This window comes from Celeribacter sp. ULVN23_4, from assembly GCF_054788345.1.
On record NZ_JBTVYO010000001.1, the window covers coordinates 566,478 to 590,512 of the forward strand.

Sequence of the window (24,035 nt, forward strand, 5' to 3'; positions counted from 1 at the left end):
TCCATCGGGGCCTGAAACGACATGGCATGACCCAAGGCACAACGCGTTCAATGGGGTGTTTATTAAGCTTATTTTAACGAAGATTGAGCCATCGGACAATTGACCGAAAGAACAGGTCGTCGCGGTTGAAGCTGAGATTTTGTCTTGCATAAGCCCCCCGCTGGGGCAAAACACATGCCATGACCGATCAAACATCACCTTCCACCCCGACATGGATCACCCTTTGCGAAGGGTGCAAACGCTCCGATTGGGCCGAGCGCGGCGATCCACAGACCGACGGCGCGCATCTGGCCGACGCCGTCGAACGTCGGGCCGCGCCAGCGGGCATTCACACGCGCCGGGTGAGCTGCACCATGGGCTGTGAGCGGGCCTGCAACGTGGTCATTCAGGCCCCCGGCAAGATCGGCTATTCCCTTGGAAAGTTTGACGGCACCGAAGCCGATGCGGAGGCCATCGTGGCCTATGCCCGACTCCATGCCAGTTCCTCATCCGGACAGGTGCCGTTCCGCGATTGGCCGCAGGGGGTGAAAGGGCATTTCATCTCGCGCCAATTGCCGGTCCCGATCGAGACTTCGGAAAAATCATGAGCCATCGTCGCGATCATGGCGGCGGGTTGGACGCCGCGGTGGCCCGTTGGGGCGGAGAGAAATCCGATTGGATCGATCTCTCGACCGGCATCAACCCGGAGCCTTACCCGATCGGCGAGCTTTCCGAAAGCGGCTGGAACGCGCTTCCCGATGCCGCCGCGCAGGATGCTTTGATACAGGCCGCGCGCAGCTTTTGGGATGTGCCGCATGGTGCCGCCATTCTGGCCGCGCCCGGCGCTTCCAGCCTGATCGCGCGTCTCCCCGCGCTCTGGCCCAAAGGCAAGGTCGAGATTCAACCGCCGACCTACAACGAACATGCAGGGGCGTTCGAGGCACAGGGTTGGGAGGTGATGACCAGCGATCCCGCGCGCAAGGCCGATGTGCAAGTGGCCGTGCATCCGAACAACCCCGACGGGCGACTTTGGCGTGACGAGGCCTTCACCGCCCCGTTCACCATCATCGACGAGAGTTTCGGCGACGTGGTGCCGGAAGAGAGCCATATCGCCCGCGTCCGAGAGGAACGCACCATCGTGCTCAAGAGCTTTGGCAAGTTCTGGGGGCTGGCCGGAGTGCGACTTGGCTTTGCCATTGGCGCGCCCGAGTTGATCGACCGTTTGGCTACGCTGATCGGCCCTTGGGCCGTGTCCGGACCGGCGCTTGAGATTGGCACGGCGGCGCTCAGCGATCCGGAATGGGCGATGCGCACACGGATCAAATTGGCACAAGATTCTGCACGTTTAGACAATCTTATGGAAAATAAGGGCGCAAAACTTGTTGGCGGCACCACCCTGTTCCGGCTGTATGACGTGGGCGACGCGCATGCGGTTCAGGCCCGGCTGTCCGAGGCGCGGATCTGGTCGCGTATTTTCCCCTACTCAAAGCGTTGGCTGCGGTTGGGCCTGCCGCCATCGGATCGTTGGACGCAACTGGAAGCCGCCGTGGAGGCCGCACTTTGAGCACGGCGCTTGCCCTCACCATGGCCCTGTTGCTTGACGCCGTTTTTGGCGAACCGAAATGGCTTTGGAACCGTGTGCCGCACCCGGCGGTGCTGATGGGGCGGCTGATTGGATGGGCTGATGCGCGGTTCAATACGGGGACAGGGCGGAAGGTCAAGGGCACCGTGCTCGTCGCCGGATTGGTGATCGGCGCGGCAGCGCTTGGGCTGCTGCTCGGGCAAATCCCGTTTCTGGAAATCCTGCTCGGCGCGGTGCTTTTGGCACAGAAATCCTTGGTCGATCATGTAAAGGCCGTGGCGCGCGCGCTTGAGCGCTCTCTCGCAGAGGGACGCCACGCCGTGTCGATGATTGTCGGACGAGACACGACCCAGATGAACGCGCCTGCGGTCGCACGCGGGGCCATCGAATCGGCGGCGGAGAACTTTTCTGACGGGGTGATCGCCCCCGCTTTCTGGTTTCTCATCGCCGGGCTGCCGGGGATCTTGGTCTACAAGGTGGTGAACACCGGCGACAGCATGATCGGCTATCGCACGGAGCGGCATCGCGACTTCGGCTGGGCGGCGGCCCGGCTCGATGATGTGTTGAACCTGATCCCCGCGCGCCTCACTGCCGTGCTTCTGTTTCCGTGGGGCAAGCCCCTCAGCCTGTGGCGCGAGATCATCACGGAAGCCCGGCGGCATCGTTCCCCGAATGCTGGTTGGCCGGAAGCCGCCCTTTCGCGCTCCCTCGGTGTCGCGCTGTCTGGCCCGCGCGCCTATCACGGCGAAATGCGCGATTATCCTTGGGTCAATCCAGAGGGGCGCGAGGCCACGATCCGCGATATAGACGCCGCCTGCGCGCGGCTTTGGACGGCATGGGCCTTCGTCCTGATCTGCGTCGCCATTCTGTCATTTGCCTGACCGCCCCAGCCTCGTTATCGTGCCTCTCAATCTGACTTTAAAAGGTAACCCCATGCGTTCTCTCGGCCTCGTGCTCGCCCTCTCCCTTGCCTCCCCTGCTTTTGCGGATGTTCCCTGTGGCGGAAATTTCTCAAGCTTTGTCAGCAAGATGAAGCAATCAGCCCTCCAGCAAGGGCATTCCAAAGCCGCTGCGGATCAATTCTTTGCCTCCGTCCGCCAAGACCAAGCGGTACTCACAGCCGACCGCGCACAGGGCTTCTTCCAGAAGAATTTTCTCGACTTCTCGCGCGCAGTAATCAGCCAAAATCGGATGCAAAACGGTGCGGCCAACGCGGCGAAATACAAAAGCGTCTTCGACCGCATCGAGCGGGACTATGGCGTCTCGCGCGGCGTGCTTTTGGCCTTTTGGGCGTTGGAAACCGACTTCGGACAGGTGCAGGGCGATTTCAACACGCTGAACGCGCTGATGACCCTCTCGCATGACTGCCGCCGCCCGGAACTTTTCCAACCGCAGGTCTTCGCGGCGTTGACGCTATACGAGCATGGCGATTTCGACCCGACGACTACGAAAGGCGCTTGGGCCGGTGAGATTGGTATGGTGCAAATGCTGCCAAAAGACATCCTTGAAAACGGTGTCGACGGCGACGGCGATGGGCATGTCCGCCTCAAAACCTCTGCGCCAGATGCGCTGATGTCGGGGGCGAAAATGCTGCGGCATCTCGGCTGGCGCGCGAATGAGCCGTGGCTGCAGGAAGTCAAACTGCCCTCCGGTCTCGACTGGTCGAAAACCGGACTGAACCACAAGATGAGCGTGCGCGACTGGGAGCGGCTTGGCGTCAAAGCTCGCAGCGGCTCTCTGGGTGCGGGCAATCTGCAAGCCTCCGTGCTTTTGCCGATGGGCCGCAACGGTCCGGCCTTCCTCGCCTATCCGAATTTCGAGGTCTATTTCGAGTGGAACAAAAGCTTTGTTTATGTGACCTCCGCTGCCTATTTCGCCACCCGCCTCGAAGGCGCGCCGGTCTATAATGCGGGCAACCCCGATGCCGGGCTGACCGCAGCGCAGATGAAACAGTTGCAGCAGAAGCTTGTGAACATGGGCTACGACGTTGGCGGTGTGGACGGCATTCTCGGCGAGAAAACGCGCGAGGCGGTGCAGAGCGTTCAGGAGAAACTGGGCCTGCCGGCCGATGCCTGGCCGACACCCGCGCTGCTGTCACGTTTGTGAGTGCACAGGGGGTGTGGAGGCCTGAGGCTTGCTTGTTCCTGATGATTTTACTTAGGTATCAAGCGCCGAGCAACAAACCCGCCGCGTGCCGTAAGCGTTAACGTCAATCAACGCACAGATATAAAACCGCAATTTGCGGGGCGACATCTGTGCGCCCTGAGACTTTAGGACATGATTGATATGACCGATACCTTGCAACCCCCGACGATCCGCCGCATGCGGCATGAATTGAAATTTCGCGAGCTGACGGTGGCCCGCACCGAACGGCTCACGCCGCACATGATCCGCATCACCTTAAACGGCGAGGACTTGGCAGATTTCGCCAGCGGCTCTTTTGACGACCACCTCAAGGTCTTCGTCCCAAGTGCGGGCGAGCCTGCGAAACGCGACTACACCCCGCGCCGCTTTGACACTGACGCCCGTGAATTGACCATCGATTTCGCCGATCACGGCGAGGGGCCAGCGGCCAGTTGGGCGCGAACGGCAGAGCCCGGAAGTGCGCTTCAAATCGGCGGGCCGCGCGGCTCGCGGGTGATCGAAGGCGATATTGCCCATTGGGTTCTGATCGGCGACGAAACGGCGCTTCCGGCGATGGGGCGCAAACTCGAAGAGCTTCCCGCAGGCGTCAAGGTCACCATGATCGCCGCCGTTACTGGGCCGGAAGACGAACAAGTGATTGAAAGCCAAGCCGATGTGACAACTCACTGGCTTCACCGCCCAATGTCGGAGGCCACGGAGGCCAAGCCTTTCCTCGACGTCCTGCCGCAGTTGGTGCTGACGCCGGGCACCTTTGTCTGGATTGCGACCGAGGCCGGGATTGCCAAGCAACTCCGCGAAGCTGTGCTTGCGATGGGACATTCGTTGCAGTGGCTCAAAGCTGCCGGCTACTGGATCAATGGCGAGGCCGAAGCCTCGATCAAGGATCTGGATGCCGAGTAACGGCAGCGATTGGATTAACCACGATCTGTGCAGATAACCGCGCGGACTTTACGGTTTGGTAAGGAATCTGTTAGAGTCTGTAACAACGAAATGGGACCTCCAGTGTCATCATCAAATGCCCCGGCGAAGCGGCTACTTCGCCGGGGCTCTCTTTTTCAGGTCAAAGCCCGATCCAGAGCCGGATGATTGCCACGGCGAGCGTCGCCGCCGCGAGGATCACCATCCATTTTCGAAATGGTTTCTCTTCCAGCCTCATCACCTCCTGACACCGCAATGGGTTGCGGCATGATCAGGACTAAAGAGGAAAGCTTGGGAAAGTCTTAACCAAGTTTATGCGACAAGCGCCTCGGCCTTTTTGAGATCGACCGACACGAGTTGGCTCACGCCCTGTTCCTGCATGGTCACGCCGAACAAACGATCCATGCGGGCCATGGTCACGGCGTGGTGGGTGATCACCAGGAACCGCGTATCGGTGCGCTGGGTCATCTCGTCTAGCATGTCACAAAAACGGGTCACGTTCGCGTCGTCCAAAGGCGCGTCCACCTCGTCGAGCACACAGATCGGCGCCGGGTTCGCCATGAAAACCGCGAAGATCAGCGCCAGCGCGGTGAGTGTCTGTTCACCACCCGACAGGAGAGACAGGGTCGAGAGTTTTTTGCCCGGCGGCTGGCACATGATCTCAAGGCCAGCTTCCAGAGGGTCGTCACTTTCGACCATCATCAACTTGGCCTCACCGCCCCCAAAGAGGTGGGTAAAGAGCATGGAGAAGTTACTGTTCACCTGCTCAAATGCGGTCAAAAGACGTTCCCGCCCTTCGCGGTTCAGCGAGGCGATACCTGAGCGCAGCGTCTTGATCGCCTCTTCCAAGTCTTCTTTTTCTTTCAAGAGGGTATCGTGTTCCTCACGCACCTCTTTCGCGTCTTCCTCGGCTCGAAGGTTCACCGCGCCGAGACTGTCGCGCAGGCGTTTGAGGCGGTTCACATCCACCTCAATCTCGGCATGGGCCGGAATTTTCTCCGGATCGACATCCAGCTCTTCCAACAGCTTCGCCGGGGTCGTTTCCAACTCTTCCCGGATGCGCTCGATCGCCGCTTCGACAGTCTCTTTTGCGGCATCCCGGCGGGCCTCAGCGGCGGCGCGGGTTTCGCGGGCCTCGGAGGCCAAACGCTCCGCCTCACGCTCCGCATGCACCGCTTCGCGCAAGCTTTCCTCCGCAACAGCGAGCGCGTCAGAAGCGCGTTTGCGGCGATGCTCGGCATCCTCGATTTGCGCCATCAGGGCTTCGCGTTTTTCCGCGATCTCCTCGGGCTGAGCGGCCGCCTCGTAAAGCTCTTCCTCGGTCGCTTCCTTGCGATCCTGCAATTCCGCAACGCGCCTGCCCGCCGTATCAAGGCGGTGCCGCCAGCCGGACAGCTCCTTGGTCACCTCTTGCGACCGGCGGGTCCGCGCCTCGCCTTCGCGGCGGATTTCATCATGGGACGAGCGCTTGGTCATCATGGTGATCCGCGCGGCCTCGACGGCGAGTTTCACCTCTTCGATATCCGAACGTGCTGCGTCGAGATCGGGCAGGTCTTTCACCGCCTTCTCCGCCTCGCGCAGACGTTGGTCGGCTCCGCGCGCCTCTTCCTCATGGCGGGCCACGGCGAGACCGAGATTCTCGACCTTGCCTTCCGCCAACGTCTTTTCATTTTCCACCCGCGACAGGGTCCGTGCGGCCTCCGACATGGCGCGGTCTGCATCGCGGCGCGCTTCGCGAGCCAGACGGTCGGCTTCGGTCAGGCGGGCGAGGTCGGCCTTCAGATGTTCGTGGGCCTGCGCTGCACCGTCCGCCTTGGCTTCCGCCGCGACGAGTTCCTGCTTCAGGTCTTCAAGCCGGTTGAGTTGTTGCAACCGCAGCGCGGCCGCCGAAGGCGCATCCTCGGCCCCGGCGCGATAGCCGTCCCAACGCCAGAGATCGCCCTCAACAGAGACCAGCCGCTGACCGGGTTCGAGATCGGCTTGCAACCGCGCGCCATCCTCGGCACGGACAAGACCGATCTGCGCCAGACGACGCGACAGAACCGGCGGCGCGGTGACATAGCCCTCAAGCGGCTCAACACCGTTGGGCAAATCTTGATCATCCGGGTATTCCGGCAAAGTGACCCAGCCAGAAGCCTGATAGCTCTCAATCGCAGGCTGTCTCAAATCATCAGAAAGCGCCGCACCGAGCGCTTTTTCATATCCTGATTTGACTTTCACCAAATCCAAAAGCTGTTTGCCGCCGATCTGATCGCGGTCGAGCATTTTAGCCAGAGCCGACACTTCGGCCTTGAGCGCACCGACCTCGCCCTCGGCCTCTGAGCGCGCCGCACGGGCCAGCGCCTCACGCGATTGCGCTTCTGTTCGAGCCTCGTCGGCCTCGATCAGCATCGCCTCGGCTTCTTCGGTGCGCGCGACAGCTTCTTCCTGCTGCGCTTCCGCCTCTTCCAGCGCCTCGGAAGAATGCGCCAGCGTTTCGCGCGCCGCGTCCACAGCCCCACGAGCCCGGTCGGCCTCGCCACGGGCGCGGTCCAGCGTCTTGCGGTTGTCCTCGACCAAACGGTTGGCAGATTGGTGCCGCGCCGCGAGACGAGCAACATCTTCGGTCATTTGCGACAGGGCCGTTTCGCGATCGGCCAAAATTTGGCTCGCCTCGGATGCTTCCGCAGCCGCTTCCAAGAGCTTCGGCTCATGACCGTCTGCGGCTTTGATAAGTTCCTTCTGCTCCCATTCCAGACGCGAAATGGTCTCTCCCGCATCCTTGTTGAGCTGTTCCTCGCGGGCCATGTCGGCGACCAGTTGATCGATCCTACGCGACAGGGTTTCAATCATCTCGCGCGCGCGGCGTTCCTCGTCGGACAGCTGATCGCGGGACACAGTCAAACGCTGCAACACAGCCGCCGCGATGGCTTCTTCCTCGCGCAGCGGCGGCAGCGCCTCTTCAAAGCTTTCGCGCTGTTTTGCGGCATCGCGGGCGAGGCGCTCTGCTTCCGAGGCCTGCGTCAACCGGGTGCGCAAAATGTCTTCGGCCTCAGACCGGGCCAAATCGGCATCGCGCCAGCGGCGGTAATGCAGAAGGCCTTCGGCATGGCGCAGCTCGGTCCCGATCTCGCGATAGCGCGCGGCCTGACGTGCCTGACGCGCAAGCGAGGCGAGTTGGCTGGCGAGCTGCTCGATTACATCATCAACGCGGGCAAGGTTGGTTTCCGCCCCCTTGAGTTTCAGCTCAGCCTCATGGCGTCGCTGATACAGGCCTGAAATCCCAGCGGCCTCTTCCAAGATGCGCCGCCGCGCCTTCGGCTTGGCGTTGATCAGCTCGGAGATTTGCCCCTGGCGCACCAGAGCCGGGGAATGCGCCCCCGTCGAGGCATCGGCAAAGAGCATCGAGACGTCGCGGGCCCGGACATCTTTCGCGTTCACCTTATAGGCAGAACCGGCATCGCGCGTGATCCGGCGGATGATCTCGACCGAGTCGCTGTCGTTGAACCCGGCGGGCGCGAGGCGCTCCGAGTTGTCGATCATCAGGCACACTTCGGCAAAGTTGCGCGCTGGACGGGTCGAGGCCCCGGCAAAAATCACGTCTTCCATTCCCGCGCCGCGCATCGCCTTGGGGCGGTTTTCGCCCATCACCCAACGCAGCGCTTCCAGCAGGTTCGATTTGCCGCAACCGTTCGGTCCCACAACGCCCGTCAGCCCATCCGCGATCACGAGATCGGTGGGGTCTACAAAGCTTTTGAAGCCGTTGAGACGCAGACGGGTGAAATGCAAGAAGGGCCTCTCTGTGATTCCTTTTGGATAAAAACTGTTCGGGAGGCTGCGCGCCGAGTCAACGGGGTAGCCGCGAGATATGGAGAAAACGGCATAGTTATCCACAAAATATTGCACATCGTTAGGATTTCGCCGAATTTCCCTTCGAACAAGCCGTGTCAAATCGCTTGACCCCGCCATGCTGCAACCGCCAAATAGACGCGTCATGGTTCCCCGAGACAGGTACAAAAGCCTTCGGGGAGAAATGGGAATGTGGTGCGTGTGATCCACCCCGGAACACAAAGCCACAGCCGCCCCCGCGACTGTAAGCGGTGAGTGCCCGTCGGCATACCACTGAGGGAAACCTTGGGAAGGTGACGAGAGCGCTTCGACCCGCGAGCCAGGAGACCAGCCCTGACCACATAACTCAACCCGCCGACGGGGATGTCGGCAATGGAGGATCATTCGATGCATATCGAACCCGGTATTGTCACCGGTGCGAAGATCGCACTGTCTTATGCCACCGCTGCTGGCGCTGGTCTTTACACACTCAAAGAAAGCATTGGCGCATTGCGCGAGACGGGCGCGGGATCGTTCCTAGCGCGGACCATCATCTCGACCGCCGCCGTTTTCGTCTTTTTTCAGGTTCTGCCGCATTACCCCGTGGGCGTTTCAGAGGTGCACCTGATCCTCGGCTCAACCTTGTTCCTGCTCTTCGGAGCCGCGCCCGCCGCGCTGGGTCTGGCACTCGGACTATTGGCGCAGGGCGTGTTGTTCGCACCCTTCGACCTGCCGCAATACGGCATGAACGTCACCACGCTTTTGGTGCCCCTGTTCGGGATTAAAGTGGTCGCGGGTCGCATCATCGCGCCGGACACGGCCTATGCCGATGTGTCCTACAAACAAGCCTTGGCACTATCGACGACCTATCAAGCGGGGATCGTGCTCTGGGTCGCATTCTGGGCCTTTTACGGGCAGGGCATTTCCGCCGAGAGCCTTGCCGCCGTCGGCATGTTTGGCGGCGCCTATATGACCGTCATCCTGCTTGAGCCGCTGGTCGATCTGGCTGTTCTGGCGGGGGCGAAAGCGATCAAAGGGCTCGGCAAAACCGGTCTCGTATCCACGCGCACGCTGTCGGCCTGAGCCGGTGCCGGGGCTTCGGTCCCGGCGAATTCTTTAAAGGATACTGATATGGCAGCGAAAATTCCTGCAACGGTCGTGACCGGTTTTCTCGGCGCGGGCAAAACGACCCTGATCCGGCATATGCTCTCGCATGCGGAGGGCAAACGGATCGCGTTGATCATCAACGAGTTTGGCGATCTTGGCGTCGATGGCGACATCCTCAAGGGCTGCGGCGATGCGACCTGTTCGGATGATGATGTGATGGAGCTGTCGAACGGCTGCATCTGCTGTACCGTCGCCGATGAATTCATCCCGACAATGAAAAAGCTTCTGGAGCGCGAGGACAAGCCGGATCACATCGTGATCGAAACCTCGGGGCTGGCTTTGCCACAACCTTTGGTCCGCGCCTTCAACTGGCCGGAGATATCGACGCAAGTCACCGTCGACGGCGTCGTGACCGTGGTCGATGGCAAGGCAGTGGAAGAAGGCCGCTTCGCCCATAACATCGCCGCCGTGGATGCGCAGCGCAAGCTGGACGAGAACCTCGACCACGAGGCGCCACTCTCAGAATTGTTCGAGGACCAGATCGCCTGCGCCGACATGATCGTGGTGAACAAGGCCGATCTTCTGGGGCTTTATGAGGCGGAAGCGCTGGTGCGCAAGCTCAAGGCTGAGGCCCGTCCGGGCGTGCATGTGCTGCGCGCGACGAATGGGGCATTGCCGGTAGATGTCTTGCTTGGTCAGGGGATCGGGGCCGAGGGCGATCTTGAGGCGCGCGGTGAGGTACATCACCACCATCACGACGACGATCATGATCATGACGACAATGATCACCACCATGACCATCACGAACACGGCCACGACGAGTTCGAAAGCTTCGTGGTGATCCGCCCGGAAATCAACGATCCGAAAGCCTTTTCCGAAACACTCGCCGATGTGATCCGTGAACACGACATTCTGCGACTAAAGGGATTTGTCGCGGTGAAGGGCAAGCCGATGCGTTTGGCGGTGCAGGCCGTCGGCCCGCGCGTCGACAGCTATTTCGATCAGCCCTTCGGAACCGCCCCGCGCCTGTCGCAGCTTGTTGTCATCGGCGAGGCCGGATTGGATCGCGCTGCGATCGAAGCCGCGCTGAAAGCGTGAAGGCCGTCACTCGGCCTTCTTCTTCTCCGCAGCGGCCTTCATCCGGGCAAGCAATTCGGCTTTGGGGGCCAGTTTGCCCTTCGGCTGCTGACGCTTGTGTTCACCATGTTTCGGCGCGCCGGAAACTTTCTTCGGCCCGCCCATTTTCGAATAATCCATCTCAGACCTCATTTGGGGTTTGTCGAGCAATGCCCTGAAACGTCGGGCGTGACAAGGAGAAGCGATGCATCTGCTCGCCGCCACCCCCGGTTCCATTGATGACGGCAGCGAGGCCGTCGACCTTGGCCAGACACCGGCCGATCTCGTGGTGATCTCGGCTGCGGACACAGAATTGGCGCTTTTGTCGGAAGCGCGGGCGGCCATGACGAAGGCGCCGTCTCTCCGTCTCGCCTCGCTTCTGCATCTGCGCCACCCGATGTCCGTGGACCTGCATCTCGACACCTGCGCCACCAAATCCCGCATGGTGATCGCCCGTGTGCTGGGCGGCACCGGGTATTGGAAATATGGCCTCGAACAATATGCCGCGCGGCTGCATGAGGCGGGCGTTCCTTTCGTGGCGCTTCCGGGCGACGACAAACCGGACGCAGAACTCGCCGCGCTTTCGACGGTCTCGACGGAAGATTACCACCGTCTCTGGTCCTATCTGACCGAGGGCGGGGCTGAGAATGCTGTGGCCTTCCTGTCCTACGCCCGCGCCATGCTCGATGGTGGCGAGGCACCCGCGCCCGCGAAACCGTTGTTGCGGGCGGGCGTGTATTGGCCGGGCAAAGGCGGTGTGGATATTGATCAGCTCTCGGCAAACTGGATTGAGGGCGCACCCATCGTTCCCTTGGTATTCTACCGGGCTTTGGTCCAAGGCACGGGGCTTGGTCCGATCAACGGACTGATCACAGCCCTTCAAGCGCGGAGCCTCAATTCACTGCCCGTCTTTGTCGCCTCGCTGAAAGACCCCGTGTCGGCGGCGACCTTGGAACGACTGTTCCAAGACGCACCGCCTGACGTCATCCTCAACTGCACCGCTTTTGCCGTCGGCACGCCAGAAAGCGGCGGGACGGAAACGCCTCTGACCAACGCAGCCGCCAATGGCGCGCCGGTGTTTCAGGTCGTGCTGGCAGGCTCCTCGCATGACGCATGGGAGGCGGGGACCAGCGGGCTGTCTGCACGGGACATCGCGATGAACGTCGCCTTGCCGGAAGTGGACGGTCGGGTGATGACCCGCGCGGTGTCGTTCAAGGGCGAAGCCTATCGCGACGCCGCCACGGAATGCACCATTGCCACCTATCGCGCCGAAGAAAGTCGCATCGCCTTTGTCGCGGAACTCGCCGCCAATTGGGCGGACCTGCGCCGCTCCCCGTGCGATGCGCGCAAGGTCGCGCTGGTGTTGGCGAATTATCCGAACAAGGACGGACGGCTCGCGAACGGGGTCGGGCTCGACACACCCGCAGCGACGGTGAGCGTATTGCATCGTTTGTCCGATGAGGGTTACCGGATCGACAGCCCCCCGGAGGACAGCGACGATCTGATGCAACAGATCATGTCCGGTCCGACCAACTGGCTCACCGACCGCGCGGCGCGAAACGGTGGCGTGCGGCTGTCGCTTGCCGCGTACAGGGAGCACTACGCCGCCCTGCCCGAACCGGTCCGCACGCAAATTGAGGACCGATGGGGCAAGCCCGAAGACGACCCTTTCGCCACCGAGGATGGTTTTGCCCTCTCGGTCCTGACCTTCGGAAATGCGGCTGTCGGCGTACAACCCGCGCGTGGCTATAATATCGACCCGACGGAGACCTATCACTCCCCGGACCTCGTCCCGCCGCACAACTACCTCGCTTTCTATTTCTACCTACGCCACAGCTTTGGTGCACAGGCGGTGGTGCATATGGGGAAGCACGGCAATATGGAATGGCTGCCGGGCAAGGCGGTGGCGCTGTCTGAGACCTGTCTGCCCGAAGCCGTGTTCGGCCCAACGCCAAATCTCTATCCGTTCATCGTCAACGATCCGGGCGAAGGCACACAAGCCAAGCGCCGGGCGCAGGCCGTGATTATTGACCATCTGACGCCGCCACTGACGCGTGCGGAGACCTATGGTCCGCTCCGTGATCTGGAAGCCTTGGTGGACGAATATTTCGAAGCCGCCGGGGTCGATCCGCGCCGGATCAAAACGCTGCGGCGAGAGATTTTGAGCCTGAGTTCCATGTCAGGGCTGGACCATGATGTCGGGATGAGTGGAACAGATGAAGACGGCGATCTGGCGAAGCTCGACGCCTATCTCTGCGAACTCAAGGAAGCGCAAATTCGCGACGGCTTGCACATCTTTGGAACCGCGCCAGAAGGACGGTTGGCCCGTGATCTCGCGCTGGCCTTGGCGCGTGTCCCGCGCGGAGATGGCAAAGGACGCAATGCCTCCTTCATTCGCGCAATTGCGCTGGATTTGGGTCTAAATTTCGACCCGCTCGATTGCGATATGGCGCAGAGATTTGATCAGTTCCGCCCCGAATGTCTGGCCGAAATCACCGCACAGAAATGGCGGACCTATGGTGACACTGTCGAGCGGCTGGAACTGTATTCCGCTCAGCTTCTGGACGAGGGCATGAAAGCCCCCGGCCCCGCCTCGCAAGCCGTGCTCGACACGTTGCGCGAGGAAATTTTGCCCACGGTTCAAGCCAGCGGCCCCGCCGAAATGCATGCGCTTCTGACCGGGCTAGATGGACGTTTCGTCCCGCCCGGCCCCTCCGGCGCCCCCACGCGCGGGCGGCTGGATGTGCTGCCCACAGGCAAGAATTTCTATTCCGTCGATGCGCGCGCCGTGCCGACACAGACCGCGTGGCAGCTCGGCTGGAAATCCGCGAACCTTCTGATCGAGCGCCATTTGCAAGAGCATGGCGACTGGCCGCGCGCGATGCTGATCACCGCATGGGGCACGGCGAACATGCGGACCGGCGGCGATGACATTGCGCAGGCTCTCGCGCTCATGGGTGTCAAACCGAAGTGGGATTCTATGTCCCGCCGCGTGACAGGGTTCGAGATTTTGCCCGCCTCCGTTCTGGGCCGTCCGCGCGTCGATGTCACGCTGCGCATCTCCGGCTTTTTCCGCGACGCCTTCCCGCAACTCATCGCGCTCGTTGACAGTGCCGCGCGGGCTGTTCAAGCGCTTGACGAGCCGGAAGAGGACAACCCGGCAGCGGCGCGCGCGCGCCGCGGAGAGGGAAATTCCCGCGTGTTCGGGTCTAAACCCGGCGCTTACGGCGCGGGACTTCAGGCCATGATCGACGAACGTCTTTGGACCGACAAAGCGGATTTGGCGGAAGCCTATCTCGAATGGGGTGGCTATGCCTATGGCGCGGCGCAGGAGGGGGTCGCGGATCGCAGAGGCTTCGAGGCACGGCTGTCTCAGGTCGAGGCCATCGTGCAAAATCAGGACAACCGCGAACACGATCTCTTGGACAGTGACGATTATTACCAGTTCGAGGGCGGTGCGGCGGCGGCGGTTGCGACGCTTCAGGGCGCAGATCGCCCGATCTATCACAATGACCATTCCCGGCCCGAACGTCCGGTGATCCGCACATTGGATGAAGAAATCGGGCGGGTGGTGCGTTCACGCGTTGTGAACCCGAAATGGATCGAAGGCGTCAAACGACATGGCTACAAGGGCGCGTTCGAGATTGCTGCTACAGTGGATTACATGTTCGCCTTCGCCGCCACGACGCATGCCGTGAAGGACCATCATTTCGATCTGGTGCATGCGGCCTTTATCGAGGACGATGACACGCGGGACTTCATTGCCGAGCACAATGCACCAGCGCTGCGCGAGATCGCGGAGCGGCTGATTGAGGCGATGGAGCGCGGATTGTGGCGCCCCCGCTCGAACTCGGCGCGGGGGCTTTTGGAGAGGCTCAGGTGACACCCGAACGGATCGGCCCGGACGATGCGCGCGTGGCAGAGGCGCTTGAGCTGATCCGCACGGCATTTGCCGGGATGGAGGGGCGGATCGATCCTCCGTCCTCGATGCACCGCATGACGCTTGAGAGCCTGCGCGACGATGTGCGAGACAAGGAGCTTTGGGGCATCGGTGCGCCACTCGTCGCCTGCGTGATCCTGACAGAGAAACCCGGCCGACTGTATATCGGCAAGCTTGCCGTCGCCGAGATCGCACGCGGCAAAGGCTTGGCGCGCCTTTTGATCGGGGTGGCCGAAGAGCGTGCGCGGGAAATGAGGCTGGACCGGTTGGAATTGGAGACCCGCGTCGAGTTGACGGAGAACCATGCCGCCTTCACGAAACTCGGGTTTGTGGAAACCACGCGCAACGCCCATGCGGGATATGACCGCCCCACCTCGATCACCTTTCAGAAGGCTCTGTAAGGCTCAGCCCCAAGGCCGCGTCTCGCAGGTGCCGGGTACCCAATCCTTCGCACCGGGCCCTGCCGAGCAATCGAGCTGACCTTTCGACATCGCCTGATCCCCGATGAAAGTGCCGCTCTTGATTTTGCAGCCCGTCGCCTGAATCGCGGCAGTTTCCATCTGCATCAGGATGAGCCTGCGCGAGGGGGGCGGAAAGACCATATTGACGCGGTGCACCTCGACACAATTGCGGGTGTCTTCTGTGTAGACACGATAGCTGTTGCCGCCAACGTCGACCGGGTAGAACCCCGCGCGAGAATAGCCCAAGGCCGGGCTGTCAGCGACACATGCGGGCAGCATGATGAGGAAAGAAAGAGTCGGTGCCAATTTCATGACACCAGCTACACGCAACAGGGTTAACCAGAGATTAACACACGCGATGTTCGGACCGGATACTTATGCCCCGGTTTCAGCTAAAACGACTGGTCGACACCGTGTTTTGGGTCGAGCAGATTCGAGGGGCCGGTTTCCAGCACCTCCACCTCATCGCCAAGCACGATATTGCCCTCTTCTTCGACAACCATGTTTTGCCCGAAGATGATCTTGCCCGTCATGGCGCGGTGAATACGGCCCAAGGTGGCAAGCGGTTCGCGCGGATGCATTTGTTCACCGGTCTGCGGATCCTGAGTGACCATGACACAGCGATCACAGGGCTTCACGATGCGGAACACGGTCGAGCCAATACGAATCACCCGCCATGTGTCCTCACTCCAGGGCTCGATGTCCCCAGCGATCACCACATTCGGACGGAAGCGGAGCATTGAGACAGGTTCGGCCAACTCCGCGTTCAGCTCGGCAAGAGAGGCCTGAGTGGTCAAAAGAAGCGGGAAGCCATCGGAGAATGCCGTGAAGTGACCCTCACCTGCGTAAACGCGCGACACCGGACGCTGCGCCGTCTCCGGAAACCAAACAAGGCGCACCTCGCGTTCGAGCGCAGAGGATAGGAAGTGAGACGCATAATTGCCAGCGTCCTCAACCCCTTCGATCAGATTTGAGAAGACTTTTGCAGAGGTCGGAGCACCGCTTGGAAAAGGCACGTCGATGCGCGCGCCTTCAAATGAAATCGAAATACCATAGGGGGTGCACACCGCACTCAAGAGGGACATGCGTGGCAATTCGCGGCGCGTCGCAACCGTGCCGTTCGTATAGACAACAGCCCAGCGACGGTCGCCCTCAACGCCGAGCGACTGAACTTTGATCGCGGCATGATCTGTGCCGCCCAAGCTCTTGACCGGATAGGTTGTGATCCGCGCCAGCTTCATCCTGCCCCCGAGCACCATTGTACAAACTGAATCAACACCTAACGCGCTGTTTCAAAAAGAACCAGTTGCCTCAAAAGACAGGCCGGGCATGCCCTTACGGCACCCTTGAATGCACGTTAAAAGTGTCCTTCCTCATAACAATACACCACAAAGCTTCGCAGGCACAGCCAACAGTCGGATGCCCATCAAGCGCATATAGGACGAAATCGGACAATTATTCCTAACGCCGTTCCATCGGAGTTGACAGGGCATGTATCATCACCAGACATAAACCCTCATATCCGCAGACGTGCGTCTCTTTCATGCCCGCTATGCCTGTCCTGCGAAGTTTGTTTGTGCGCTTGCAGCGCAGTTTCAAGAGCGTAAAACTGCCGTGGCGTCACTCAAAGCGCGAAAGACAGGCATAGGCACGCACATGATCCTACATTTCGGCATTCTTCTGGGATTTCAGCTGATTGGTGAAATCCTAGCTCGCTATTTCGCACTCCCACTCCCGGGGCCGGTCATCGGGATGGTCCTTCTCGCAATCCTGCTTTTGACGCGCCCCCGTGTCGGCAAGGAGATCGAGAAAACCGCAAGCGGATTGTTGTCCCACCTCTCCCTGCTGTTCGTACCTGCCGGGGTAGGCATCGTGCAATATCTCGATCAAGTGTCAACGATCGGTTTGCCTTTGGCGGCAGCCGTTATGGGCTCCACAGTTTTGTCCATTGCTGTCGGCGCACTGACCTTCAAATATGTCAATCAAGCGCGTGGATATAATGACGAGAGAAGCCATGACTGAATTTCTCGACATCTGGAGCTACCTCTCCGCCAGCCCGCTGCTTTGGTTGACACTGACACTTTTGGCGTATCTCATCGGGCTTGCTGGCTTTCATCTCTCGGGGCATCGCCCCTTCGTGAACCCTGTGCTGATCTCGATGATCCTGCTCTCGACGCTTCTGGTGGTCACCGACACCAGCTACCAAACCTATTTCGAAGGCGCACAATTCGTCCACTTCCTGCTCGGTCCGGCCACGGTCGCCCTCGCCGTCCCGCTCTGGCAGAACTGGGAGCGCGTCAAGAAAAGCGCCGTCCCCATGACCGCCGCGCTTGTCGCTGGCGGGCTGGTCGCAATGGCGTCGGCCACGGCGATTGGCTATGCCTGCGGTCTTCGCGGCGAGGTGCTGTTGTCGCTTGTACCCAAAGCGGTGACCTCCCCGGTCGCAATCGGCGTCTCAGAAACCATCGGCGGGCTTTCCACACTGACCGTCGCACTGGTCCTGATCACCGGTGTCTTCGGCGCTATCGTTACGACCCCCCTTCTCAATGCGATCGGAGTGCGCGACTATCGGGCCCGAGGTTTCGCAACCGGCGTGGCCTCGCACGGGATCGGGACTGCCCGCGCGTTTCAGGTGGATGGCACCGCAGGCGCTTTTGCCGGGATCGGTATGGTTTTGAATGCGATTTTCACCTCACTCGTCGCGCCGATTTTTGTACAACTTTTTTTCTGACCGGGAGGATATATGTCAGACCAGAACGACCTTGAACGCCACGCCGCAAAAATGGCCAAGAAAAAGGCCGCCCGCGACAAGATCATGGCCACCAAGACCGATCAGAAAGGCCTGATCATCGTCCATACCGGCAAGGGCAAGGGCAAAAGCTCGGCGGCTTTCGGAATGATTTTCCGCTGCATTTCGCATCAGATGCCCTCTGCCGTGGTGCAGTTCATCAAGGGCGGCATGGACTGCGGCGAACGTGATCTGATCACAGAACATTTCTCGGACATCTGCCAGTTCTACACGATGGGCGAGGGTTTTACCTGGGAGACACAGGACAAGGCCCGCGACATCGAAATGGCACAGGCCGCATGGGAAAAGGCCAAGGAGCTGATCCGCGATCCGGAAAACCGCATGGTGCTTCTGGACGAGATCAATATCGCGCTGCGCTATGACTATATCGACGTGAAAGACGTGGTGACCTTCCTGACCACCGAGAAACCGCCGCTGACCCATGTGGTGCTCACCGGGCGGAACGCGAAAGACGAAATCATCGAAATCGCCGATCTGGTGACAGAAATGGAATTGGTGAAACATCCCTTCCGCTCCGGCGTGAAGGCGCAGCAAGGGGTGGAATTCTGATGACGCTCAAGCTTCTCGGCATGTCCGGTGCGCTGCGTGCCGCCTCCACCAATACGAAACTCATGCATGAAGCCGTGCGGCTCTTTGGTCCCTGCGACTTCACCGAGGCCAATCTGCGCCTGCCGCTCTACGACGCCGATCTCGAAGCGGAGGGCATTCCGGCCGAAGTCATGACCTTGGCGGAGCAAATCCGCGACGCCGATGCGGTGGTGATCTCCACGCCCGAATATAACAAGATGATTCCGGGGCTTCTTAAAAACGCGCTGGACTGGATCAGCCGGACAGGCGTGAAACCATGGGAGCACAAACCTGTCGCGATCATGTCAGCCGCTGCGGGGCGCGCCGGCGGCGAGCGCTCGCAATACTCGCTGCGTTGGGCGATGACGCCATTCAACGCGCATCTGTTGCAAGCGCCGGAGGTTCTGGTCGCGGATAGTTCCAATGCTTTCGACGATCAGGGGCGGCTGATCAACGAGCGCACTGTGGCCGGGCTTGAAAAGCTGATGACCTCCTTGCGGGACGTGGCCTCAAAGCCGGTTTGAAACTTCGACCAAATTGCCGTCTGGATCACGCAGATAGATCGACAGCAAAGGCCCGGTTGCGCCCGTGCGGCTGACTGGGCCTTCTTCGACCGCGATGCCCTTGTCCGCAAGATGACGCATCCAGTCGGCAATGGGCATATCGGTCAGAAAGCACAGATCGCCGGACCCGGCCTGTACATGAGCAGCTTTCGGTTCGAATTCCATGCCCGCCTGATGCAGATTGATCTTCTGCACACCAAAGCGCAACGCATGGCGCGTGGTGCCGTCGGACGGGTGAAACTCTTCGGCCACCATGCCCAAGGCCTCGGAGTAAAACGCCACCGTCGCCGGGATGTCGGCCACGGTCAGCACGAGGTGATCGAGAGAGGTCACTTTCATAGACTCGCCTCCACGCGGAACTCTTCCGGGACAGCGTCGCGCGCCTCAAGCACCAGATCAACCAAAACTTTCGCCGCCAGCGGCGCCATGCCGTAGCCGATCTTGAACCCGCCGTTCGCGATGAAATGCCCGGCACGATCCGGCCAAGCGCCCAGCATCGGCGCACGGGATTTGGCGCGCGGACGCACCCCGGCCCAGCGGCGTATCTCTTTCGCTTCGCGTAGGGCAGGCACGGCCTCGCGAGCCCGCGCCAGAAGCGCGTCGGCCTGCTCATCCGTGGTGTCGGGACTGTCGAACTCGCGCTCAGACGTCGAGCCAATCGCCGTGGTGCCATCGGCATGTGGGATAACGTGCAGGCTCTCACCATAAAGCTGCGGTGCTTCAGGAAGGGAGAGATCAAGCAAGATCGCCTGTCCCTTCACGCCATTTCCAACCTCTTTGCCAAAGGCCGCGTTGAGGGACTTCAGCCCCCACCAACCAGAGGCGTGGATCACCGCGCCCTCTTCTGCCCCTTCACTCACAACCTCACCGCCCAGCGCCTCGATCGCGGCAGCAAGCGACTGGCAAGCGCGCCACGGGTTGAGCCGCGCCGACAAAGTGTCGTGGATCAGATAGCCCGTCGGGCTGATCGGCGCCCAATAGCCGGTTTCGCCTTGCGTCACCACACGCCACTCGGCCTTGCCTTGCCATAACTCTTTCGCTTGCCCTTCGCGCTCGCGGGCGAGCTGCAATTGGCGTTCATCTTTGACGGCCTGCACGCGCCCCAGATTGCCGTACCCAGAAGAGACACCTCCGGTCGCCTCGACTTCCGGCCAATGGGTGCGGGCCATGATCAGGCTTTGAAACTGGAACTCCTTCTTGGAGTTCCACCGCTCAGGAGTGTGCGGGGCCAGCGCCCCAACCACGCCTCCAGACGAGCCATGCCCAACGCCGTAAGGATCGATCACCCGCACTTTCGCACCGCGCTTTGCAGCTTCATAGCCACAAGACAGGCCAAAAGCCCCGGCGCCATAGATCGTAATTTCCGCTCTGCCCATCTGCGATTTTACCCGTTGCAAGAGACCAACGCCCAAAGCATTGTCTGCCAAACTCGCCCTCTCTTAAGACATCTCATGACCAACGACCAGACAACCGCCCGGATCGAATGGCGCGACGGGAAAATCCCCGTGTCCAGCCAGTTTGACGATCCCTATTTCTCGCTCGGCAACGGGCTGGAGGAAACGCGACATGTTTTCCTTTCGGGGAATGATCTTCCCGCGCGGCTCCATGACGGGTTTCATGTGGCCGAACTGGGCTTTGGCACCGGATTGAACATGCTCGCTTTGGCTCTGATCTGGCAGGGACCGGGCATCGTCCGGTTCACCTCTTTCGAGGCTTTCCCGATGCAGACCGCCGACATTGCCACCGCACTCGAAGCCTTCCCCGAAGCGGCAGCCATTGCTGAGCCGTTTCTCAAGGCATGGGCAGAGGGCAAACGCGCCTTCCGCCTTGGGCAGATCGAGGTCGAGGTCAAAATCGGCGACGCGCGCGAAACGCTTGCGGCTTGGGACGGTGAGGCTGATGCGTGGTTCCTCGACGGGTTCTCTCCCGCGAAAAACCCCGAGCTTTGGGGCGAAGACCTGATGCTTGAGGTTGGCCGCCATACCGCACAGAGCGGCACTTTCGCGACCTATACCGCCGCAGGCCATGTGCGTCAGAAACTCACCGATGCGGGTTTCTCGGTCGAACGCATCCCCGGATTTGGCCGCAAGCGCCACATGAGCCGAGGCCTCAAAACATGACAAAACAAAACCCCGCGCTCGGCATCTGGCTGATGATCGCCACGACGTTCATCTTCTCGATGCAAGATGGCATTTCCCGGCATCTCGCCGGCGCTTACAATGTCTTTATGATCGTCATGATCCGCTATTGGGTCTTTGCGCTGTTTGTCTTAATCCTCGCCATACGCAAAGGAAAATTGTCCTCGGTGCTGCGCTCCGCCCGGCCGCGCCTCCAGTTCTTTCGGGGGGCACTTTTGGCAGTTGAAGTGCTCATTATGGTGACCGGTTTCGTCTATATGGGGCTTGTCGATGCACCCGCAATTTTCGCCGCCTATCCGCTTCTGATCACCGCCCTGTCCGGGCCTGTGCTGGGCGAGCGGATCGGCTGGCGGCGTTGGCTGTCCGTGGCGGTCGGCTTTGTCGGCGTGATGATCATTATTCAACCGGGAAGCGGCATATTCTCTCTCAACGCGATTTTCCCGCTCGCCGCAGCGACCTGCTTCGCGCTTTATGGGTTGCTCAACCGATATGTCGCCCGTTTCGACAGTGCAGATGTCACCTTTGTCTATACCGGCCTCGCCGGCGCAGTCCTCACGACACTTATCGGCATTTGGTACTGGGAGCCCATGCTGCCCACAGACTGGCTCTGGATGGGATTGCTCTGCATCACCTCAATCACGTCGCATTATCTGCTGATCAAGGCCTACGAGATTTCGGAAGCTTCGGCGATCCAACCTTTCGCCTATCTTCAACTGCCGTTTTCCGCAGTGCTCGGCCTGCTCGTCTTTGGTGACGTCATCAGAAGCAATGTCGTCATCGGCGCCGCCATCGTGGTGACGGCAGGGGTGTTCACCTTCTTGCGCGCACGTCAGGTAAAAGCCGGTTAACGGGCAGCAAGTTCCTTCGACAGATGAACCGGACCGGTATCGCCATGCAAACGGGCGCGGTAGACCGGGAGGCTTTCAGCGACGCGCATCACGTAGTTGCGCGTCTCGCGAAACGGCAGGTGCTCGACCCAATCGACCGGATCGACCTTGCCGGACCGCGGATCACCGTATCGGGTGATCCAATCGCGGGCCCGGCTCGGCCCGGCGTTATATCCCACAGCGATCAGCATGACATTGTTGCCGAACTCTTCCTCAAGCTGCGCGAGGTAGGCCGAACCAAGACGTGCATTGGTGATCGGGTCGAAAAGCTGGCTGTCCGAATAACCGCTGATCCCGAGTTTTTCCGCCATCGCCGCTCCGGTCCGCGGCATAAGCTGCATCAGGCCACGCGCACCGACATGCGACTGCGCCATCGGGTAGAATTCGCTTTCGCGGCGGGCAATCGACATCGCCAACTCCGCCTCGACCGGAAGGTCCGCCTTGGCGAGATCATGCAACGGGTAATAGGCCCGGTTCAAAACGATGCCCTGATCGGCAGCGAATTTCGCAACCAGCACCGCCAGATAGGGATCGAGATCAAGCGCCAGATCGCCGAGCTGGCCAAGCTCTTGCGGCGTCAGGCTTTCGCCCAAATGGCGCAGAAAACGTGCCGCCAACGGTTTCTCTCCGGCCTCATTAAGCAGCAAGGCAGCTTTAAGCACGGAGGAGCCCATGAACCCGGCCTGTTTGTAATCGGCAAAGCGCAATTCCCCGGTCAGCGCGGGATCGAGATCGCGTCCGATTTTTTCGGCCGACAGCAGCCCGTAGAACGAGGTCTGGAACTGCGCGCCGAACGCATAAGCCGCCGCTGCGTCGTCACGTGCGCCCAAGGATTCAAGCGCCCGACCTTCCCAGTAGCCAGCCCGTCCCAAGGAGATCGGCGTGCTCACGGCCATGCGGAAACGATTGAAATGGTCCAGCGCCTTACCCGGTTGATCGAGATAGCGCAGCGCGACATAGCCCGCGATCCATTCGAGATCGGCGTAGTGATCCTGATCCGGGGTCAATCCGTGACGAGAGGCAATCGCATAGGCAATCTGCTCCTTGCCGTCGCGCATCATTTGGCGCGCCAGCATGCGGCGGCGATCACCCCATGCTTCCGGTTGTCCAAGCCCCTCTGCCGTAGACTGTTGCAACAACAAGGTAATGGCGTCGTCATTGCGCCCGCGCCGCACGCGCCATTCGAAACGGGCATGGGCCAGAACCGGATGATCCGCGAGCGCCTCCGGCACGGCGGCAATGGCCGTGTCCACACCGTTTTCATCACGGACAAGCGCTGCGGTCGCCGCGATCAGCTTGTCCCACCCTGAGGGCAGATAGGGCAGCAACCGCTCGGCATCGTTGAACCGATCGCGCCACATCAGCATCTCGGCGCGTGCAACATGGGAGGAGTTCAGGATCTTGCTGTAGCGGCCCAGAAGCGTTTGCTCCTCTGCCGGCGTCAGCGCCAAAGTGTTCCACGTCAGAACGGCTTCCGCCTGCGCATCACCCGAAAGACCTTTCGCTTCATAAGCAGCAATGAGGTGCAGAGCCCCTTCGCCGGTCTGCGGCGGATAGGCTGTGAGATAGTCGATCACCACGTTCGGATCGGCGTTATCGGGGAGCGCCGCTTCGCCCTTCTCAGCCAAAAGGGGCAGCCCCGGCCAATCCGGATTGCGTTTGAGAAAATCGCGATACTCCGCAAAAGAGCCGCGCCCCGCGCGCAAGTAATGCCAATCGATAATGTCACGCCCCAGCCCCCGCGCTTCTTGGCGCGCCAAGGACCAGTCTCCCTGCGCTCTCGCATCATAGGCGCGCTCCAAGGCCTCCGAGTCCGGAGAGGCGCTTGCGGAAAATGCGGAAAACGCTGCAAGCAGAACTGCATAGGCCGTCTTCATGGCGGACTTTTGGAACATGATCGGAGCTGAACCTTCGGGAGTTTATGCTGTGATTTGAAGTCTGTCGGCTCGGGTTTTACCCAAAGATGAACGGCTGCGCAAAAGACAACAACACAGATTCTTGTGAACCGCCGCGAAG

At 60.7% G+C, this 24,035-nt stretch carries 22 protein-coding genes and 1 riboswitch; of the genes, 15 read left to right on the forward strand and 7 right to left on the reverse strand.

What is annotated here, in order from left to right:
* Positions 1–179: 179 nt before the first annotated feature.
* The 5 genes from ACYBHZ_RS02860 to ACYBHZ_RS02880 all read left to right on the forward strand — a co-directional run bounded on the left by ACYBHZ_RS02860 (position 180) and on the right by ACYBHZ_RS02880 (position 4,606).
* Positions 180–587 (forward strand): DUF1636 family protein, encoded by a 408-nt coding sequence (locus tag ACYBHZ_RS02860; protein ID WP_460272662.1) that lies wholly within the window; start codon positions 180–182, stop codon positions 585–587.
* On the forward strand, positions 584–1,543 hold the full coding sequence (locus ACYBHZ_RS02865) for a threonine-phosphate decarboxylase (RefSeq protein ID WP_460272663.1): 960 nt from the start codon (positions 584–586) through the stop codon (positions 1,541–1,543). The genes ACYBHZ_RS02860 and ACYBHZ_RS02865 overlap by 4 nt, the downstream gene beginning before the upstream one ends.
* Positions 1,540–2,442: an adenosylcobinamide-phosphate synthase CbiB gene (gene cbiB, locus ACYBHZ_RS02870; RefSeq protein WP_460272664.1), complete on the forward strand. Its 903-nt coding sequence runs from the start codon at positions 1,540–1,542 to the stop codon at positions 2,440–2,442. The genes ACYBHZ_RS02865 and cbiB overlap by 4 nt, the downstream gene beginning before the upstream one ends.
* Before the next feature lie 52 nt (positions 2,443–2,494).
* The gene (locus tag ACYBHZ_RS02875) at positions 2,495–3,667 is read left to right on the forward strand and encodes a lytic murein transglycosylase (protein ID WP_460272665.1); all 1,173 of its coding nucleotides are present in this window, start codon (positions 2,495–2,497) and stop codon (positions 3,665–3,667) included.
* A gap of 180 nt (positions 3,668–3,847) precedes the next feature.
* Positions 3,848–4,606 (forward strand): siderophore-interacting protein, encoded by a 759-nt coding sequence (locus tag ACYBHZ_RS02880; protein ID WP_460272666.1) that lies wholly within the window; start codon positions 3,848–3,850, stop codon positions 4,604–4,606.
* Positions 4,607–4,936: 330 nt separating this feature from the next.
* Here the strand turns inward: ACYBHZ_RS02880 and smc are convergent, their stop codons facing one another.
* On the reverse strand, positions 4,937–8,392 hold the full coding sequence (gene smc, locus ACYBHZ_RS02885; RefSeq protein WP_460272667.1) for a chromosome segregation protein SMC: 3,456 nt from the start codon (positions 8,390–8,392) through the stop codon (positions 4,937–4,939).
* 189 nt (positions 8,393–8,581) lie between these two features.
* Positions 8,582–8,802: riboswitch (cobalamin riboswitch) on the forward strand.
* 37 nt (positions 8,803–8,839) lie between these two features.
* On the opposite strand from smc, the gene ACYBHZ_RS02890 reads away from it, so the two are divergent.
* Both ACYBHZ_RS02890 and cobW read left to right on the forward strand, forming a co-directional pair.
* Positions 8,840–9,514 carry an energy-coupling factor ABC transporter permease gene (locus tag ACYBHZ_RS02890; protein WP_460272668.1) on the forward strand — a complete coding sequence of 225 codons (675 nt, stop codon included), beginning with the start codon at positions 8,840–8,842 and terminating at the stop codon, positions 9,512–9,514.
* Positions 9,515–9,562: 48 nt separating this feature from the next.
* Positions 9,563–10,636, forward strand: coding sequence for a cobalamin biosynthesis protein CobW (gene cobW, locus ACYBHZ_RS02895; protein WP_460272669.1), 1,074 nt, complete (start codon positions 9,563–9,565; stop codon positions 10,634–10,636).
* 6 nt (positions 10,637–10,642) lie between these two features.
* Here cobW and ACYBHZ_RS02900 read toward each other — a convergent pair whose 3' ends face one another.
* A complete protein-coding gene (locus ACYBHZ_RS02900; protein ID WP_460272670.1) occupies positions 10,643–10,795 on the reverse strand; it encodes a hypothetical protein in 153 nt (50 codons plus the stop codon).
* A gap of 64 nt (positions 10,796–10,859) precedes the next feature.
* Between ACYBHZ_RS02900 and cobN the strand changes: the two genes are divergently transcribed.
* The gene (cobN, locus tag ACYBHZ_RS02905; protein WP_460272671.1) at positions 10,860–14,537 is read left to right on the forward strand and encodes a cobaltochelatase subunit CobN; all 3,678 of its coding nucleotides are present in this window, start codon (positions 10,860–10,862) and stop codon (positions 14,535–14,537) included.
* The gene (locus tag ACYBHZ_RS02910; protein ID WP_460272672.1) at positions 14,486–14,995 is read left to right on the forward strand and encodes a GNAT family N-acetyltransferase; all 510 of its coding nucleotides are present in this window, start codon (positions 14,486–14,488) and stop codon (positions 14,993–14,995) included. The genes cobN and ACYBHZ_RS02910 overlap by 52 nt, the downstream gene beginning before the upstream one ends.
* Before the next feature lie 3 nt (positions 14,996–14,998).
* On the opposite strand, the gene ACYBHZ_RS02915 is transcribed toward ACYBHZ_RS02910, so the two are convergent.
* Together ACYBHZ_RS02915 and ACYBHZ_RS02920 are read right to left on the reverse strand one after the other, a co-directional pair.
* On the reverse strand, positions 14,999–15,361 hold the full coding sequence (locus ACYBHZ_RS02915; protein WP_460272673.1) for a hypothetical protein: 363 nt from the start codon (positions 15,359–15,361) through the stop codon (positions 14,999–15,001).
* 86 nt (positions 15,362–15,447) lie between these two features.
* Entirely contained in the window at positions 15,448–16,314 is an 867-nt protein-coding gene (locus ACYBHZ_RS02920; protein ID WP_460272674.1) for an MOSC domain-containing protein, read from the reverse strand.
* Between the two features lie 397 nt (positions 16,315–16,711).
* Between ACYBHZ_RS02920 and ACYBHZ_RS02925 the strand changes: the two genes are divergently transcribed.
* The 4 genes from ACYBHZ_RS02925 to ACYBHZ_RS02940 are packed head-to-tail and all read left to right on the forward strand — an operon-like array spanning position 16,712 to position 18,955.
* Complete coding sequence (locus ACYBHZ_RS02925) at positions 16,712–17,077, forward strand: CidA/LrgA family protein (protein ID WP_460272675.1); 366 nt, start codon at positions 16,712–16,714, stop codon at positions 17,075–17,077.
* Positions 17,070–17,786, forward strand: a complete 717-nt coding sequence (locus tag ACYBHZ_RS02930; protein ID WP_460272676.1) for an LrgB family protein — start codon at positions 17,070–17,072, stop codon at positions 17,784–17,786. Before ACYBHZ_RS02925 ends, ACYBHZ_RS02930 begins: the two co-directional genes overlap by 8 nt.
* Positions 17,787–17,798: 12 nt before the next feature.
* Entirely contained in the window at positions 17,799–18,413 is a 615-nt protein-coding gene (gene cobO, locus ACYBHZ_RS02935) for a cob(I)yrinic acid a,c-diamide adenosyltransferase (protein ID WP_460272677.1), read from the forward strand.
* Entirely contained in the window at positions 18,413–18,955 is a 543-nt protein-coding gene (locus ACYBHZ_RS02940) for an NADPH-dependent FMN reductase (RefSeq protein WP_460272678.1), read from the forward strand. Before cobO ends, ACYBHZ_RS02940 begins: the two co-directional genes overlap by 1 nt.
* Here the strand turns inward: ACYBHZ_RS02940 and ACYBHZ_RS02945 are convergent.
* Entirely contained in the window at positions 18,941–19,333 is a 393-nt protein-coding gene (locus ACYBHZ_RS02945; protein ID WP_460272679.1) for a VOC family protein, read from the reverse strand. The genes ACYBHZ_RS02940 and ACYBHZ_RS02945 overlap by 15 nt on opposite strands.
* Positions 19,330–20,370, reverse strand: coding sequence for an NAD(P)/FAD-dependent oxidoreductase (locus tag ACYBHZ_RS02950; RefSeq protein WP_460273178.1), 1,041 nt, complete (start codon positions 20,368–20,370; stop codon positions 19,330–19,332). The genes ACYBHZ_RS02945 and ACYBHZ_RS02950 overlap by 4 nt, the downstream gene beginning before the upstream one ends.
* Before the next feature lie 75 nt (positions 20,371–20,445).
* On the opposite strand from ACYBHZ_RS02950, the gene mnmC2 reads away from it, so the two are divergent.
* Positions 20,446–21,114 carry a tRNA (5-methylaminomethyl-2-thiouridine)(34)-methyltransferase MnmC2 gene (mnmC2, locus tag ACYBHZ_RS02955; protein WP_460272680.1) on the forward strand — a complete coding sequence of 223 codons (669 nt, stop codon included), beginning with the start codon at positions 20,446–20,448 and terminating at the stop codon, positions 21,112–21,114.
* Positions 21,111–21,980 carry a DMT family transporter gene (locus tag ACYBHZ_RS02960; protein WP_460272681.1) on the forward strand — a complete coding sequence of 290 codons (870 nt, stop codon included), beginning with the start codon at positions 21,111–21,113 and terminating at the stop codon, positions 21,978–21,980. Before mnmC2 ends, ACYBHZ_RS02960 begins: the two co-directional genes overlap by 4 nt.
* Here the strand turns inward: ACYBHZ_RS02960 and ACYBHZ_RS02965 are convergent.
* Positions 21,977–23,896 carry a lytic transglycosylase domain-containing protein gene (locus ACYBHZ_RS02965; RefSeq protein WP_460272682.1) on the reverse strand — a complete coding sequence of 640 codons (1,920 nt, stop codon included), beginning with the start codon at positions 23,894–23,896 and terminating at the stop codon, positions 21,977–21,979. The two genes, ACYBHZ_RS02960 and ACYBHZ_RS02965, sit on opposite strands and share 4 nt — an antisense overlap.
* Positions 23,897–24,035 lie beyond the last annotated feature (139 nt).

Excerpts from the sequence above, each read along its gene's own strand:
- ACYBHZ_RS02860 (WP_460272662.1), top strand. The coding sequence starts at position 180 with ATGACCGATCAAACATCACCTTCCACCCCGACATGGATCACCCTTTGC.
- ACYBHZ_RS02865 (WP_460272663.1), top strand. The coding sequence starts at position 584 with ATGAGCCATCGTCGCGATCATGGCGGCGGGTTGGACGCCGCGGTGGCC.
- ACYBHZ_RS02875 (WP_460272665.1), top strand. The coding sequence starts at position 2,495 with ATGCGTTCTCTCGGCCTCGTGCTCGCCCTCTCCCTTGCCTCCCCTGCT.
- ACYBHZ_RS02880 (WP_460272666.1), top strand. The coding sequence starts at position 3,848 with ATGACCGATACCTTGCAACCCCCGACGATCCGCCGCATGCGGCATGAA.
- ACYBHZ_RS02890 (WP_460272668.1), top strand. The coding sequence starts at position 8,840 with ATGCATATCGAACCCGGTATTGTCACCGGTGCGAAGATCGCACTGTCT.
- cobW (WP_460272669.1), top strand. The coding sequence starts at position 9,563 with ATGGCAGCGAAAATTCCTGCAACGGTCGTGACCGGTTTTCTCGGCGCG.
- ACYBHZ_RS02900 (WP_460272670.1), bottom strand. The coding sequence starts at position 10,795 with ATGGATTATTCGAAAATGGGCGGGCCGAAGAAAGTTTCCGGCGCGCCG.
- cobN (WP_460272671.1), top strand. The coding sequence starts at position 10,860 with ATGCATCTGCTCGCCGCCACCCCCGGTTCCATTGATGACGGCAGCGAG.
- ACYBHZ_RS02920 (WP_460272674.1), bottom strand. The coding sequence starts at position 16,314 with ATGGTGCTCGGGGGCAGGATGAAGCTGGCGCGGATCACAACCTATCCG.
- ACYBHZ_RS02925 (WP_460272675.1), top strand. The coding sequence starts at position 16,712 with ATGATCCTACATTTCGGCATTCTTCTGGGATTTCAGCTGATTGGTGAA.
- ACYBHZ_RS02930 (WP_460272676.1), top strand. The coding sequence starts at position 17,070 with ATGACTGAATTTCTCGACATCTGGAGCTACCTCTCCGCCAGCCCGCTG.
- cobO (WP_460272677.1), top strand. The coding sequence starts at position 17,799 with ATGTCAGACCAGAACGACCTTGAACGCCACGCCGCAAAAATGGCCAAG.
- ACYBHZ_RS02940 (WP_460272678.1), top strand. The coding sequence starts at position 18,413 with ATGACGCTCAAGCTTCTCGGCATGTCCGGTGCGCTGCGTGCCGCCTCC.
- ACYBHZ_RS02945 (WP_460272679.1), bottom strand. The coding sequence starts at position 19,333 with ATGAAAGTGACCTCTCTCGATCACCTCGTGCTGACCGTGGCCGACATC.
- ACYBHZ_RS02950 (WP_460273178.1), bottom strand. The coding sequence starts at position 20,370 with ATGGGCAGAGCGGAAATTACGATCTATGGCGCCGGGGCTTTTGGCCTG.
- mnmC2 (WP_460272680.1), top strand. The coding sequence starts at position 20,446 with ATGACCAACGACCAGACAACCGCCCGGATCGAATGGCGCGACGGGAAA.
- ACYBHZ_RS02960 (WP_460272681.1), top strand. The coding sequence starts at position 21,111 with ATGACAAAACAAAACCCCGCGCTCGGCATCTGGCTGATGATCGCCACG.
- ACYBHZ_RS02965 (WP_460272682.1), bottom strand. The coding sequence starts at position 23,896 with ATGAAGACGGCCTATGCAGTTCTGCTTGCAGCGTTTTCCGCATTTTCC.